At 53.5% G+C, this 14171-nt stretch carries 14 protein-coding genes and 1 tRNA gene; 12 read left to right on the forward strand and 3 right to left on the reverse strand.

The features are described 5' to 3' along the window. Positions 1-21: 21 nt before the first annotated feature. Complete coding sequence (locus QZ310_RS03685) at positions 22-489, reverse strand: hypothetical protein (RefSeq protein WP_297070490.1); 468 nt, start codon at positions 487-489, stop codon at positions 22-24. 269 nt (positions 490-758) lie between these two features. Here QZ310_RS03685 and QZ310_RS03690 point away from each other — a divergent pair, with 269 nt between their 5' ends. After that, positions 759-2213 carry a mechanosensitive ion channel domain-containing protein gene (locus QZ310_RS03690; RefSeq protein WP_297070492.1) on the forward strand — a complete coding sequence of 485 codons (1455 nt, stop codon included), beginning with the start codon at positions 759-761 and terminating at the stop codon, positions 2211-2213. Between the two features lie 227 nt (positions 2214-2440). Here QZ310_RS03690 and QZ310_RS03695 read toward each other — a convergent pair whose 3' ends face one another. Together QZ310_RS03695 and QZ310_RS03700 are read right to left on the reverse strand one after the other, a co-directional pair. Further along, positions 2441-4054 (reverse strand): DUF4435 domain-containing protein, encoded by a 1614-nt coding sequence (locus tag QZ310_RS03695; RefSeq protein WP_297070494.1) that lies wholly within the window; start codon positions 4052-4054, stop codon positions 2441-2443. Positions 4055-4126: 72 nt separating this feature from the next. Then, the gene (locus QZ310_RS03700) at positions 4127-5038 is read right to left on the reverse strand and encodes an AraC family transcriptional regulator (protein ID WP_297070497.1); all 912 of its coding nucleotides are present in this window, start codon (positions 5036-5038) and stop codon (positions 4127-4129) included. Positions 5039-5233: 195 nt separating this feature from the next. Between QZ310_RS03700 and QZ310_RS03705 the strand changes: the two genes are divergently transcribed. The 11 genes from QZ310_RS03705 to QZ310_RS03755 all read left to right on the forward strand — a co-directional run bounded on the left by QZ310_RS03705 (position 5234) and on the right by QZ310_RS03755 (position 13630). Next, complete coding sequence (locus QZ310_RS03705) at positions 5234-5611, forward strand: hypothetical protein (protein ID WP_297070499.1); 378 nt, start codon at positions 5234-5236, stop codon at positions 5609-5611. 31 nt (positions 5612-5642) lie between these two features. Next, positions 5643-6734: a glycosyltransferase family 4 protein gene (locus QZ310_RS03710; protein ID WP_297070501.1), complete on the forward strand. Its 1092-nt coding sequence runs from the start codon at positions 5643-5645 to the stop codon at positions 6732-6734. Positions 6735-6818: 84 nt separating this feature from the next. Then, positions 6819-7712: a peptidylprolyl isomerase gene (locus QZ310_RS03715; protein WP_297070503.1), complete on the forward strand. Its 894-nt coding sequence runs from the start codon at positions 6819-6821 to the stop codon at positions 7710-7712. Positions 7713-7976: 264 nt separating this feature from the next. Beyond that, positions 7977-8957 (forward strand): 6-phosphofructokinase, encoded by a 981-nt coding sequence (gene pfkA / locus QZ310_RS03720; RefSeq protein ID WP_297070505.1) that lies wholly within the window; start codon positions 7977-7979, stop codon positions 8955-8957. 45 nt (positions 8958-9002) lie between these two features. Then, entirely contained in the window at positions 9003-9653 is a 651-nt protein-coding gene (locus QZ310_RS03725) for an ABC transporter ATP-binding protein (protein ID WP_297070507.1), read from the forward strand. A 44-nt stretch (positions 9654-9697) separates the two neighbouring features. Then, positions 9698-10381 (forward strand): NigD-like C-terminal domain-containing protein, encoded by a 684-nt coding sequence (locus tag QZ310_RS03730; protein ID WP_297070509.1) that lies wholly within the window; start codon positions 9698-9700, stop codon positions 10379-10381. Positions 10382-10587: 206 nt separating this feature from the next. Beyond that, the gene (locus tag QZ310_RS03735) at positions 10588-10818 is read left to right on the forward strand and encodes a 4Fe-4S binding protein (RefSeq protein WP_297070511.1); all 231 of its coding nucleotides are present in this window, start codon (positions 10588-10590) and stop codon (positions 10816-10818) included. Positions 10819-10904: 86 nt separating this feature from the next. Continuing rightward, positions 10905-11987, forward strand: coding sequence for a 3-methyl-2-oxobutanoate dehydrogenase subunit VorB (locus QZ310_RS03740; protein WP_297070513.1), 1083 nt, complete (start codon positions 10905-10907; stop codon positions 11985-11987). A gap of 2 nt (positions 11988-11989) precedes the next feature. Beyond that, positions 11990-12766 carry a thiamine pyrophosphate-dependent enzyme gene (locus QZ310_RS03745; RefSeq protein WP_297070515.1) on the forward strand — a complete coding sequence of 259 codons (777 nt, stop codon included), beginning with the start codon at positions 11990-11992 and terminating at the stop codon, positions 12764-12766. A gap of 39 nt (positions 12767-12805) precedes the next feature. Then, positions 12806-13351 carry a 2-oxoacid:acceptor oxidoreductase family protein gene (locus QZ310_RS03750; protein WP_297070517.1) on the forward strand — a complete coding sequence of 182 codons (546 nt, stop codon included), beginning with the start codon at positions 12806-12808 and terminating at the stop codon, positions 13349-13351. 205 nt (positions 13352-13556) lie between these two features. Beyond that, positions 13557-13630 (forward strand) — tRNA-Asp (locus QZ310_RS03755). Positions 13631-14171 lie beyond the last annotated feature (541 nt).

A 14171-nucleotide genomic window follows, 5' to 3' on the forward strand; every position in this document is an offset into this window, starting at 1 on the left:
ATTTTATGAACCTGTCATTTTTCATTGCATAGCCTTGGAGGCGCGGATGCCGGGGCGGTTGTGGAGGGTGAGGGCGGCGAAGAGGCCGGTGTCCTCGGAGGTGTAGCTGATGAAGTAGCGTTCGGCCCCCATGAATTCGAGGATGAAGCTTGCGGTGTCGACGGTGTCGGTATCACCGGGCTGTCCGGCCACAATGCGTTCCTTTATTTCGACATCGAAGCCTTTGACGTTGATGGCGAGGCTGACGGCTCCGGAGAGGGCCATGTCGGGGAGTCCGTGGCGGCGGAGCACCACAGCGCCATCGTCGCAACATATCAGTTCGATGGCCGGAGCCTGTGGAATGTCGGAACGGGTTAGCACGCCGGGGAGGAGGAATTGTCTGACGGGGCCACGGTCGCCACCCTTGGCGGTGAAGGCGACGATGGCCGCGGCGATAACGGCGGCAATGACGTAGAATTCAACAGTATTGAAGATGGCAAGAAGTATCATATTTATCAATTGGATTGAGGTTATGGAAACTGGAGAGAGTGCCGGGATAGCGGACATCTTCGATGCGCGGGTGTATATAATGACAAATTTAGCAAGCTTTCGGCAAACGGACAAACAAGAGGTGAGAATTAAGCGTTAGACAGATAGAAGCGAATGTTGGAAGGAATCTACCAATTCCGGCTATTTCACTACGGAAAGGTTGATTCGAAGCAAAAAGCCACCATTCGCCCGGCCACGTCAACGTTCAACTATTCAAACATATATTCATCATGCTGATAAACGCCTTAATACCTTCAAACAAGGTGGCCCAATGGCTATTGGTCCACATCCATCATCTCCTCGATGCGATAGGGCTTGAAAAAGATCAGACGATTGAGGAAATCATCTATGTAGCCATCATCGTCGGGATGGCCCTCTTCCTTGGATGGGCAATCAAGATGGTGGTGCTCTACGGATTGCGCAAATTCATGCTTGTGCGCCACAGCGAGGTCGGCTCCGAGCTGATCAGCCACCATGTGCTCAGCCATTGCAGCCACATCATCCCGCCACTTGTATTGCTCGCCCTCCTGCCATTTGCTTTCACGGAGGACAATCTGCTGCGGACAGTGGTGTTCCGCGCATTGCTCATCTATACTGTCATTGTCATCTGCCGTGCGGTCTGCACCGTGACGAGCTTCATCTGGCTTCGCTTCGACGAGACCCGCAACAGCAAGAACCTCCCGCTGCGTGGCATCCTCGACACGACGCTCGGAATTATATGGTTCATCGCAATAATCATCTGCGTATCGATACTCGTCAACAAGTCGCCTGTCAACCTTCTCACTGGTCTCGGCGCATTTGCGGCAGTATTGATGTTGGTCTTCAAGGACAGCATACTCGGTCTCGTTGCCGGTCTGCAGCTCTCGCAGAACGACATGCTCCGCGTAGGCGACTGGATTGTGGTTCCCTCGACGATTGCCAACGGTATTGTGACCGACGTGACCCTCACCGCCGTCAAGGTTCAGAACTGGGACAATACAATCGTGACCCTTCCGCCCTACACTCTCGTCTCGACCTCCTTCCAGAACTGGCGAGGGATGAAAGACAGCGGTTGCCGACAGATAGCCCGCGCGGTCATCATCGACTCCGACACAATTGTCAACACGACACCCGACATGATAAAAACCATCGCCGAGAAGTATCCGTCCATCAAAGGTTACATACAGAAACTCGAAGGTCTCGGCCATCCAGACTATGATCCGGGACTCGCGACGGTCAACGGCACCACGCAGACCAACCTCGGCCTGTTCAGAGCCTATATGTGTCAGTGGCTGCTCGACAATCCTGCCATCCGTCACGACCAGCAGATACTCGTGCGCGTAATGGCCCCGACCGGCGAAGGTATCCCGCTGCAGATATGGTGTTTCACCGCCACAACGGCGTGGACGGCCTACGAGGCAATCCAGAGCGCACTCTTCGAGCATCTTGCAGTGACAGCCGTGGACTTTGGACTGCGTCTCTTCAATGATCCGTCGGGCACAGATGTGACTACCGTCAAGCTCACTCAGGCTATCCCGATGCAGCCTGCCGATCCTCCCGTCACAGTCACCCGCCCCAAACCCGCCGACATGACTACCTCCAATCCTCCTCAGGAAAAGGCGGATGGAAAGGCTGATGGAAGCGCTGATGGAAAGGCTGATGGAAAGGCACAGAAGGACATAGGGTCAGAAGAGACAAAAGATTAATTTTTGTAGGAAATAAAGAATAAAAATAAAAAGACTGGGATTCATAGCCTTTGATGAATCCCAGTCTTTTTATTTAGATTAATTTCTTGCTTTTCAGCCAAATAACTCTGTTTTCAACCAAATAGCTTTATTTCAGTTAAATAACTTTTGTCTCTTCTGACCCTATGTCCTTCTGTGCCTTTCTATCAGCACTTCCATCAGCCATTCCATCTACCTTTCCGGCTATTTTATTCCAGGCCGAAGGTTGCGCGGATGGCGGTGCGGATGGTCGAGGCGGGAGCGCGGTCATCTTTCAGAATCGTCAGGATGGCGCGGATATAGGTATCCTTATCGTCACGCTTCAGTCCGCAGGCTCGGGCCACATGGCTCTCCGATAGCATGGTCTTACGGTTGTAGACCCTCAACACCGAGTCATAGTCACCCTCGCTCACATAGCGGCGGAAATCGCGGCAATACTGCTCGTAGATGCCACGCGGATTGATCGACTGACAGAGGTCGTTGATATGCTCCTCGAGTTTATTGATGTTGGCGAAACGTCCGTCTATACGATGCTCCACGGTCTTCTTCACGATGTGGCGTGTGTGCATGAGAGCCTGTTGCCGCAGGTCGGCCTCGAAAAGACGCATGATTGATTTCTTGACCTTGGCAAAGACCTCATCCTCGTCGCGACGATAGTAGCGCGCTACGGCACGGATGACACCCTCTATCATGAAGATATTCTCAATCTCGGCGACGTTCGGGACGAATACCTGCTTCTTGCGCAGATAGCCCACTTCGCCCTCATCGCGACGGTCGCGGTCAACAATGCCGAACGCATCCAGATTGTGGAAGGCACGGAGACTGTTGAACGTGCGGGTCGATTCAATCACCCTGTCGCAACCGCCGAGCGACTTCACCGTATATTCCGGGAAAATCAGCGGATAGAGCTTGGCATCTATGGAATTCACGCCGTCACCCTCGATGAATAGCACAGGCTTGCGCGCACCGACGATGGCGAGGAAGACCTCATCGTTGAGACCATCGGCCGATGTCATGAAATCATAATCCCACTCACCGCGCCCGGGGTCACACGATTTCACCCACACTGTCGTGCTGTCGCCACGGGTGGAGGCAAAGGAAAGATCGTGGGTGATATAGATGAAAGTGCAATCCTCACGCAGACGCTCGATGCTGTCCCAAAGCGAACGCGTGGACGATGGATGGAGGAAAAGGTCGGGTGACTCAACGAAAATCACTCCGTTCTCAGGCGCGAACATCGAGGCACCGATATAGTAGAGCACGGCCCTCTCGCCTGCCGACAATTTGGAGGAGGAGTAGGTATCGTCGGAGCGTTCGCTTCCGAAAATCATGCGTCCGCTCTCGACGAGGATACGGTTGTCGGGAAACACTTTCTGCCACAGACCTATCAGTCGGTCAAGACGCGTGGTCGGGAGGACATCGCGCTTCGGGTGGCGCACCTTGCGCGGTGGAGAGGTGACATCCGGCTCCGCGACAGTGTCGTACTTGAAGCGGATAAGATTCTCCATCTCCTCATGGAGCATCAGCGCGAGCAGACGGTCAAACTCGCCACGGATGTCGCTCCTTATCAGTCCGGCCCCGACATCTGTGACTTCATGATACAGGCGGTCAATCGAACCGTCCATAGCGCTCTCCTCATCGCGCCCGTAGAGAGCCTTGATTGCCGACATTTTAAACGCCTTGTCGCCGAGTTCGGCCATCATGCGGTTTGCAAAACGGGTCTTGCCCGAACCGTTGGCTCCGATAATGATTATCTGGCGGCTCTCAGCAGTGTCGATTGAGAGGGGTTCCGCACCTTTTCGCGGAGGGAGTATGATTTTCATGATTCTGTCAGATATATTGAGAAGGATGCTGTCTATGATTTAGAGGTTGTAGTCGTAAACTGTGCGCCCGGCCTAATTCGAGCGTTGATACTCCGAGGGCGACATCCCGACAAGATGCTTGAAATACTTGCCGAACGACGACTGGTTGGGGAAATTCAGCTCATAGCTCACCTGCTGGATATTCTTGCCGGAAAAACGCAGGAGGTTCTTGGCTTCGAGTATGACATACTCGTCGATAATCTCCGCAGCCGAGCGTCCGAGCGATTCCTTGATGATGAGCGAGAGGTATTTGGGCGAGATGAAGAGCTTGTCGGCATAGAATGCCACCGAGCGCTCCTTGCGGTGATGTTCATGGACGAGATCAACGAAGTCGTGGACGTAGGCCGAACGGCGCGAACGCGGGCGTTCCTGGTTCTCTGCGGGAATGCGCCGTGTGATGAACTGTATCAACTGATAGGTCAATGCCGCGATGATGCATCGGGCTATCGACTTCGAATATCCACGGTCGGAATTACGGGTGTTATGATGAAGAATGTCGTAATACTCCTTCAGCAGATTAGCCTCCTCGTGGCTGATTTCAAGGACCGAATTTATTTCAGAATTCTTCGCCGGAACCGGGAGAGCCCCGAGGATATTGAGGTCAAAATTGATGTCGCGGATAAAATTCTTGGAAATGAACAGCACATAGCAGTCCAGACCTTCCCAATCGATGTTTTTAACCTCGACGAATGAATCCGGACGGGTGACGGCAATCGAATTGGCTTCCAGTGTTGCCGGAGTCAGATTGACCTCGATGTCCATCTTTCCCCCGAAACAGAGGAGCCACGACATTCCGTCGAACCTCACCGGCCCGGTGTTGAAATGTCCGTTGCGACGGTCAGATTCGGTGATGCGCGTGAAAACGTAATCATCGCCAAGAGTGGAGAACTCGGTGGAAAAATTCTGGAGTGAGGCGAGTTGCGATAGTTCTATGGTCTTGCCCATTTCGTTAATTTGACTTGTATTTTGCCTTGTTTTCATGGCAAAATTAGCACATTTAGGACAATTTCACCACTCATTCGGGAGTTTTTTATCCTTTTGGAGCATATCTCTTCCAATTACGACCAATCAACGTGCCGATTTGGATTATTAAGCGATAATCAGTACTTTTGCAGCATTATTTTTCAAGCATCCGCCACCATGGAACAAGATCTCAAGAAACGCCTCTCTCAGGACCCCGACGGTCTCCTCACCTACGAATATATCGCCAACCACATCGGAGCGTGCGATGACATCATGAGCGAGTTGGTCGACAATATGATTCTCGTCGACCCGACAGGCCAATTCATGGTCTCGGCCGCCCGCTATCTCTATGCAATCAACCCGGAGGCCTACGCCGACTCCATCTCGCGCCTCATCGCGACCGCAATCGAGAAGGACCGCGAACGCCGCTACCTCCCCGACCTCGTGACAGCAATCTGGGGCGCCGACTATGCCGAGCACGCCGAGGAGATTGCCGCTAAAGACGACAACTTCCGCCGTATCTACAAGCGCATCACTCCCACAAACGCAATCTGAAAAGAGCCCTCCCGGAGTGCAAAACAAATCAATGAAAATCCTACAGGTATTTCCGGGCAAAGTCTGGGGCGGCGCCGAGCAGTATATCCTTGACCTCGGCAACGCCCTGGAGAACCACGGTCACGAGGTGATATATGTGTGCCGCGATTCCGGAACCGTCACCTCACGGCTGAGAGCAGCCGGAAAGAGATTCACGCCGCTCCCCTTCTCATGGTCACTTGACAGGAAAAGCATCAGGCAGCTTGCCGAAATCATACGGAATTCCGGAGCCGACGTTGTCAACATCCATTCCACCCGTATGGTACCGGTAGCCATTCTGGCCAACCGTCTTGCCGGAAACAGCGCGCGTGTCATCCTCACCCACCATGAGGCCCACCGCACACCTGCCAATCCTTTTTTCCGTCACCTTTTCAGAAAGCTCGACAGGATAGTGTTTGTTTCAGGCATGTCCCGGAAATGCTGGCATTCGGCCAACAAGTGGTTTCCGGACGAGAAATGCACCGTGGTCCACAACAGCATTCCGCCCTTCGTGCCGTCGGCAGACACTGAATCACTGCGTGAGAAGTATTCGATTGCACCCGAAACACCGCTGCTCATCTTTTCCGGACGAGTGCGTGAATCGAAAGGCTGCGGCGACATCATCCGGGCACTCGCCATGCTTGCCGACAGGAAATTCGCACTCGTATTCATCGGCTCCTGCCATCCGCAGGACTACAGCCAACGCCTGAAAACTCTTGCGACGGAAGCCGGAATAGTCGACCGTGTCCACTTCTACGGATTCAGCGCGGAGGCCCGACAGCTCATGAGCCAGGCCGACATCGGTCTCTCCCCCTCCATAGTCCGCGATTCATTCCTGCTTTCCAACATTGAATTTCAGCAGAACGGGGTGTGTATCATCACCACCGACAACGGCGGACAGCCGGAATATGTCACCGACCGTGTCACCGGACTGCTCGTCAGCCCCCGGAATCCCGCTCAGCTTGCCGAGGCAATCGACCTCCTCCTGACCGACGTCGCCCTGCGGAAGCGCATGGGTGAGGCAGGAAAGAAGTATTTCAACGACAACCTTTCATACAAGCAATTCATCCCGCGCATCCTGAGTGTCTATTCCGGAATGGCATAGACCCACTCCATCCCTATGGAAATCCACCCTCCTTAACGGCGTCCTGCTTTCCCGACAGCAATTAACCCTCTTTTTTCATAAATCATGAAATATTTCATATCCACCCTTCTGTTTCTTGGTGTGCTCCTCAGCCTGAGCGGCTGCGCGTCGACCAACGCTAAAAACACCGAGGCAAGCCCCGAGACAGACACTAACCCCACTTCAGTAATGGACAACAACACAATCAATCCCGGCGATGTGAAGGTACTCCTCCACACCACCATGGGCGACATCACCATCCTCCTCTACGGCGACACTCCCCGCCATACGGAAAACTTCGTGAAACTCGTCAAATCCGGCCACTATGACGGCCTCCTCTTCCACCGTGTCATCAGCGACTTCATGGTGCAGGGCGGTGACCCCGATTCAAAGGACGCTCCCAAGGGCAAGATGCTCGGCAGCGGCGACATGGGCTATGAGATCGAAGCCGAAATCGACTTCCCGAAACATTACCACCACCGCGGAGCCATCGCAGCCGCACGCCAAGGCGACGCAGTGAACCCAGAACGCAAATCGTCAGGCTCACAGTTCTACATCGTGACCGGCCGCAAGTTCTCTGCCGGACAGCTCGACGCAATGGAGCGCAAAGCCATCATGCAGCACAAGCAGGATGTGTTCGACAAGCTCTCGGCTGAATACCGCGACAGCATCATGTCCATGCGCCGCAACCGCGACCAGGCCGGACTCGATGCCCTGCGCGACAAACTCGCCGAAGAGACAGAGAAACTCACCGCCAACGATTCGACCTACTTCACTCCGGAAATGCGCGAAGTCTATATGCGCGAGGGCGGCACTCCCCACCTCGACGGCACCTACACCGTCTATGGCCGTGTGCTTGAAGGCATGGATGTGGTCGACAAAATCCAGCAGGTGGAGACCGACGGCAACGACCGTCCCATCGATGATGTGCGCATCATCTCCGCCACCGTGCTTCCTTGACATTTTTTTACGTTTGGATAGGGCTGAATTTCATAATTTAGCCCTATCTTTGCATTTGCAAGTCCACGGTTCAGCTATTCAAGATTTTTATCTGCCCCGCTATTCCAATAGGTTCAAAACAGTAATTTCCCGAGATTTGAACCGTCACTTGTTTTTAACGGTTATTAAGAAGAAGTTTGACAACTATTCAGTCAAACGACTTCCAAGTGTGTCACTCCAAGGTGAATCATACTTTCGCTCACCACAATAAACTCAATTAACGTTATGGCAGAAATCAAATGTGTAGGTATCCTGACCTCGGGCGGTGACGCTCCGGGCATGAACGCCGCTATCCGTGCCGTCACCCGTTCCGCAATCTACGGCGGACTGAAAGTGAAGGGCATCTACCGAGGCTACAAGGGCCTCATCACTGATGAAATTCAGGAATTCAGAACTCAGAACGTATCCAATATAATCCAGGCCGGCGGTACTATCCTTAAGACAGCCCGCTGCAAGGAATTCACGACACCCGAAGGCCGTCAGCTTGCCTACGACAATCTCAAGCGTCATGAAATCGACGCCCTCGTGGTCATCGGCGGTGACGGTTCGCTCACCGGCGCGCGCATTTTCGCCAATGAGTTCAACTTCCCCATCATCGGTCTGCCCGGCACAATTGACAATGACCTCTACGGCACAGACTCCACCATCGGCTACGACACAGCCCTCAACACCATCATGGAGTGTGTCGACAAAATACGCGACACAGCCACAAGCCACGAACGTCTCTTCTTCATCGAAGTCATGGGACGCGACGCCGGCTTCCTCGCCCTCAACGGTGCGATTGCATCCGGTGCGGAAGCAGCCATCATCCCTGAAATCTCGACAGAGGTCGACCAGTTGGCCGAACTTATTGAAAACGGTTTCCGCAAGAGCAAGAACTCCTCAATCGTCCTCGTGGCCGAAAGTCCCGTCACCGGCGGAGCTATGGGTCTCGCACAGCGCGTGAAGGACGAATATCCCGGCTATGACGTCCGCGTGTCAATCCTCGGCCACCTTCAGCGAGGCGGCTCACCGACTGCCTACGACCGTATCCTTGCCTCGCGCATGGGCGCAGCCGCCATCGACGCGCTCCTCGAAGAGCAGCGCAACGTCATGATAGGTATCCGCAACGATGAGATTGTCTACGTCCCCTTCTCGAAGGCCATCAAGAACGACAAGCCCATCAACCGCGAACTCCTTGAGACACTGCGTCGTCTCTCAATCTAAACGACATTATTCCCAACAACCAATCCGCACTCATCACTTCCGGCCATGATAGAGGTCACAGACATCCGCAAAAGTTTCGACAAACTCCAGGTTATCAAAGGGGTCTCGCTCTCAATCCCTGACGGCGAGATGCTGACCATCGTCGGGCCGAGCGGTGCGGGAAAGACCACATTGCTGCAGATAATCGGCACGCTCGAGCGTGCCGACAGCGGCAGCGTGAAATTCGACGGCGAGGAAATCACCGTCATGAAGGATGCGAAGCTCGCGCGTTTCCGCAACCGCAACATGGGCTTCGTGTTTCAGTTCCATCAGCTCCTTCCGGAATTCTCTCTGGAGGAGAATGTGGCGCTCCCCGCACTCATCGCAGGGACAGCGCGAAGCGAGGCGATGAAACGCGCCGATGAACTCCTTGGAAACCTCGGTCTCGGCGACCGCCTCACCCACCGTCCCGCCCAACTGTCGGGAGGTGAGCGCCAAAGGGCAGCCGTCGCGCGCGCTCTCATCAATGACCCCAAAGTCATCCTCGCCGACGAGCCGACCGGCAGTCTCGACAGCCACAACAGGGCCGAGCTTTACAAACTCTTCTTCGACCTCCGCGCCGCGACCGGCAAGACCTTCATCATCGTGACCCATGACGATAAGCTCGCGCTCAATTCCGACCGCGTCATCCGCATGAACGACGGCCTTATAGTATGACCGGCCACTCCCCTATCAAAACGCAAACAAACCATCTTCTTACAATGACCAGACTTGCAATTCATCTCCGCTTTTTAGTTGCCATCATAATTCCTGTGCTTCTCACGGCCTGTTCGGACGAGGATGGAGTTGACGGCCCGGTTGAAATGCAGCTCTGGGACATTGTGACCTACGAAGGAAGCGGAACCTCCTCCAAAGGCTCTGTGTTCACATTCCGTCAGGTCGACGACACTCCGTTGATTACCCTTACATCACCCCTCACTCTCACCGACGTGGATGCAGGGACACGCATGATGATAAGCTACATCCCCGAATCCGGCAAGGCATACACCGACGGGCCTATCAAGCTTCTCTCAGCAGCCAAAATCAACTGTGGCGAGGCCAAAACCGAATGGAAGGAGGAATACAATGACTGGAACCGCGACAAGGTCTATCTCTACAGCGCCTGGCGCTCAGGGACATACATTAACTTCCATCTGCGTCTGACCTACTCGACCGACCCGCGCATATTCACCCTTGTGCTCGACCCGGCAACGCGTGAATCTGAAATGCCGGAGTTCTATCTCGTCCACATAATGGCCGAACCGACGGACTACCACGACCGTGCGTATTTCGCATCGTTTGACATCGCTGAAATCTGGAATCTCCCGACGGTAAGCGGTGTGATTGTCCATGTGGCCGACACCAACCTCAATAAAGATACGTTAACATTCTACAAGAATAATTAACCGTTTCGCATCACTTAACGAACTAATTGAGGGTATTTTAGCGTATTTACACATCTATTTATGGATTGTGCAAATGGTTAAAGTTTTATTAAAACCCTAATTATAAAAATATTTATATTTAAATTTGTGTTGAAAAAGTATGTTTTCAACGAGGCTTCCGTCGATCCCTCCCAGGCCTCATTTTTCAATTAACTGCAATCACCGATATGGCAAAAATCATAGGAGCTGTCGACATCAACCGGGAACGATGCAAAGGATGCGATCTTTGTGTTGTTGCCTGCCCTTGCGATGTGCTCAAGCTCCAGCCCAAGGAAGTAAATGACAGAGGGTATCATTTCGTGACCGACGAGAACGCCGACAAGTGTATCGGATGCGCCGCTTGCGCCACTGTCTGCCCCGACGGCTGTATCACTGTTTACCGCGTTGTAGAGAAGTAAAATCATCACAACTGCACAACTACTATTTTTTTCATTTACGCTAACCACTAAACAACGGCGTCACCACACACGGCGCCCGACACAATATGGAAGACGAAGTCAGACTGATGAAAGGCAATGAGGCAGTTGCCCACGCAGCCATACGCTACGGGGTCGACGGCTATTTCGGCTATCCCATCACCCCTCAGAGCGAAATCCTTGAAACACTCGAAGAGCTGATGCCCTGGGAGACAACCGGAATGGTGGTCCTGCAGGCAGAAAGCGAAATCGCCGCCATCAACATGGTCTACGGCGGTGCGGCAACAGGCAAAGCCTGCATGACCTCATCGTCGAGTCCCGGCATAAGCCTCAAACAGGAAGGCATATCCTACATCGCCGCAGGCGAACTCCCTGCCCTCATCATCAACTGTATGCGCGGCGGCCCCGGCCTCGGAACCATCCAGCCCTCGCAGGCCGACTATTTCCAGGCTACCAAGGGTGGCGGTCACGGTGACTACCATCTCATTGTACTCGCGCCCGCATCGGTTCAGGAGATGGCCGACTTTGTCGGACTCGGATTCGACCTTGCGTTCAAATACCGCACTCCTGTCATGATGCTCGCCGACGGTATCGTCGGGCAGATGATGGAGAAGGTGGTGCTTCCACCACAGCGTCCGCGTCGCACCGACGAGGAGATTGCCCTGCAATGCCCCTGGGCTGTCACGGGCCGTCCCGCCTCACGCAAGCCAAACATCATGACCACGCTCGAACTTGACCCTGTGGCCATGGAGCGCAACAATATCCGCCTGCAGGAAACCTACCGCCTCATCGAGGCCAACGAGACCCGCTGCGAGGAACATTGCACCGAGGATTGCGAATATCTCATCGTTGCCTTCGGTTCCGTGGCCCGCATCTGCCAGAAAGCCATGGAGGAAGCCCGCGAGGAGGGAATCAAGGTCGGCATCCTGCGCCCCATCACCCTCTGGCCCTTCCCGTCGGAGGAAATCAAGCGTCTCAGCAAGAAAGTCAAGGCCATCCTCGTGGTCGAGCTGAACGCCGGACAGATGATTGAGGATGTGCGCCTGAGTCTCGAAGACCGTGTCCCCGTCCACCACTACGGACGCATGGGCGGTATCGTCATGGATCCGTCCGATGTTCTCGGAGCACTTAAAAACATTATTGAAGAGTAATCATGACTCCTGAAGAAATTAAACAAGCCGCCAATATAGTCGAGTGCAAGCCACGCCTGCTCAACGACAACACCATGCACTACTGCCCCGGATGCTCCCACGGAGTGGTCCACAAACTCGTGGCGGAAGTCATCGAGGAAATGGGAGCCGAGCATATAGCCATCGCCATAGCCCCCGTGGGCTGCGCGGTCATGGCATATAATTACATAGACATCGACTGGATCGAGGCCGCCCACGGACGTGCGCCCGCAATCGCCACCGCGGCCAAGCGCTTGAATCCCTCGCGCCTTGTCTTCACCTATCAGGGCGACGGCGACCTCGCCGCAATCGGAACAGCCGAGACAATCCATGCCGCCAACCGTGGCGAGAACATCGCAATCATCTTCATCAACAACGGCATCTATGGAATGACCGGCGGACAAATGGCCCCAACCACACTCGAAGGTCAGGTGACTTCCACAACGCCTTACGGCCGTCGCGTGGAACTCAACGGTTATCCACTGCGCATCACCGACATCCTCGCCGGTCTTGACGGCACCTGCTATGTCACCCGCCAGAGCGTCCACACCGCGCCCGCTGTCCGCAAGGCCAAGAAAGCAATCCGCAAGGCTTTCGAAAACAGCATGGCCGGTCTCGGAACATCCATTGTGGAAATAGTCTCCACATGCAGCTCGGGCTGGAAGCTTTCGCCCGCAAAGGCCAATGACTGGATGGTTGAACACATGTTTGAGAAATATCCCATCGGCGACCTTAAGGACACCACTGTTTCAAAGGCATAAGCCAGCACGGTCTGTCGAACCATCAACGAAGAAATTTTTATGAAAGAAGAAATCATCATAGCCGGATTCGGAGGACAGGGCGTCCTTTCAATGGGCAAAATCCTCGCCTACGCCGGACTCATGGACGGCCTTGAAGTCACATGGATGCCTGCCTACGGACCCGAACAGCGCGGAGGCACCGCCAATGTCACCGTAATCCTGTCTGATGCACCCATCAGCAGCCCGGTGCTGAACACCTACGATACCGCCGTAATCCTCAATCAGCAGAGCCTCGACAAATTCGAATCGAAGGTGAAGCCCGGCGGAACGCTCATCTATGACCCCTACAGCATCCACCACGCACCCACCCGCACCGACATCAAAGTAGTGCCTGTCGATGCAATGGAGGCCACATTCGAACTGCCATCGAGCAAGGCGTACAATATGGTCCTTCTCGGAGCGTTGCTCAAAGTGCGCAACCTCGTGCCGGTCGAGGCTGTGATGAAGGGATTGAAAAAGACTCTTCCCGAACGTCACCACCATCTTCTGCCGGTCAACAAGGAGGCCATCCTTAAAGGCATGAGCCTGCCCAAGACTGAGGCATGATGAAAAGCGGAGGAACACCGGATTTCTATTCCGAAAAACTCCAAAAACATGCAAAAGTTGGCCATTTTGAGAATTTATCAAAATTTTCTTCCAAAATATTTGCACAGTTCGGAAAAGCGTCTTAACTTTGCACTCGCAAAACGGCAGTAACCGCAACGCCAAAAGCGACGAAAAGGAGACTGCACGATGCACCTCAAAAAACCTTGGTGTGGTAGTTCAGCTGGTTAGAATACCTGCCTGTCACGCAGGGGGTCGCGGGTTCGAGTCCCGTCCATACCGCTGAGGAGAGAGGAGAATGAGTAATTGATAACCTTCGGGTTTCGTTACTCATTCTTTTTTTTGCATATACCCAAACATCCAACCACGCCTCCACCGACCGGACGCCACGCAACCGGAATCGCGGGGACTCAACCGGGGATTATATAAAACGATAAAGGCTGTCGTTCTCGACAGCCTTTTCGTAAAAAATGTGATAAATCTTTGGTTTTGTCTACTAAAAAACTATTTTGCAACCGTAAATTTTCGTGTTTAGGTATTGATTCTATATCTTTGTCAGCGACTCTTCATCTTGTGAAGAGGCTTGATTTCTTTCACGTCACAAAAGTACGGCGTAGTTATTACAGACTTGTTACAATCGCAACACATTGCTGTTACACGCTTCTATTTTAACAAAATTTCACATCAGAAGCGGTTTTTTGAGTATATTTCATGCGATAGCGAGACTTTTTCACACTTCTCACAAAGTTTAACTCATGGCATAGCGGGCTTGCCCTGACCACCATAAACCAAACTCTCCGCAAAAATGTTTGGGTAGGTGCGA

Origin of the sequence: uncultured Duncaniella sp. (genome assembly GCF_910577345.1) — a bacterium.
In the GTDB taxonomy this organism is placed as follows: domain Bacteria; phylum Bacteroidota; class Bacteroidia; order Bacteroidales; family Muribaculaceae; genus Duncaniella.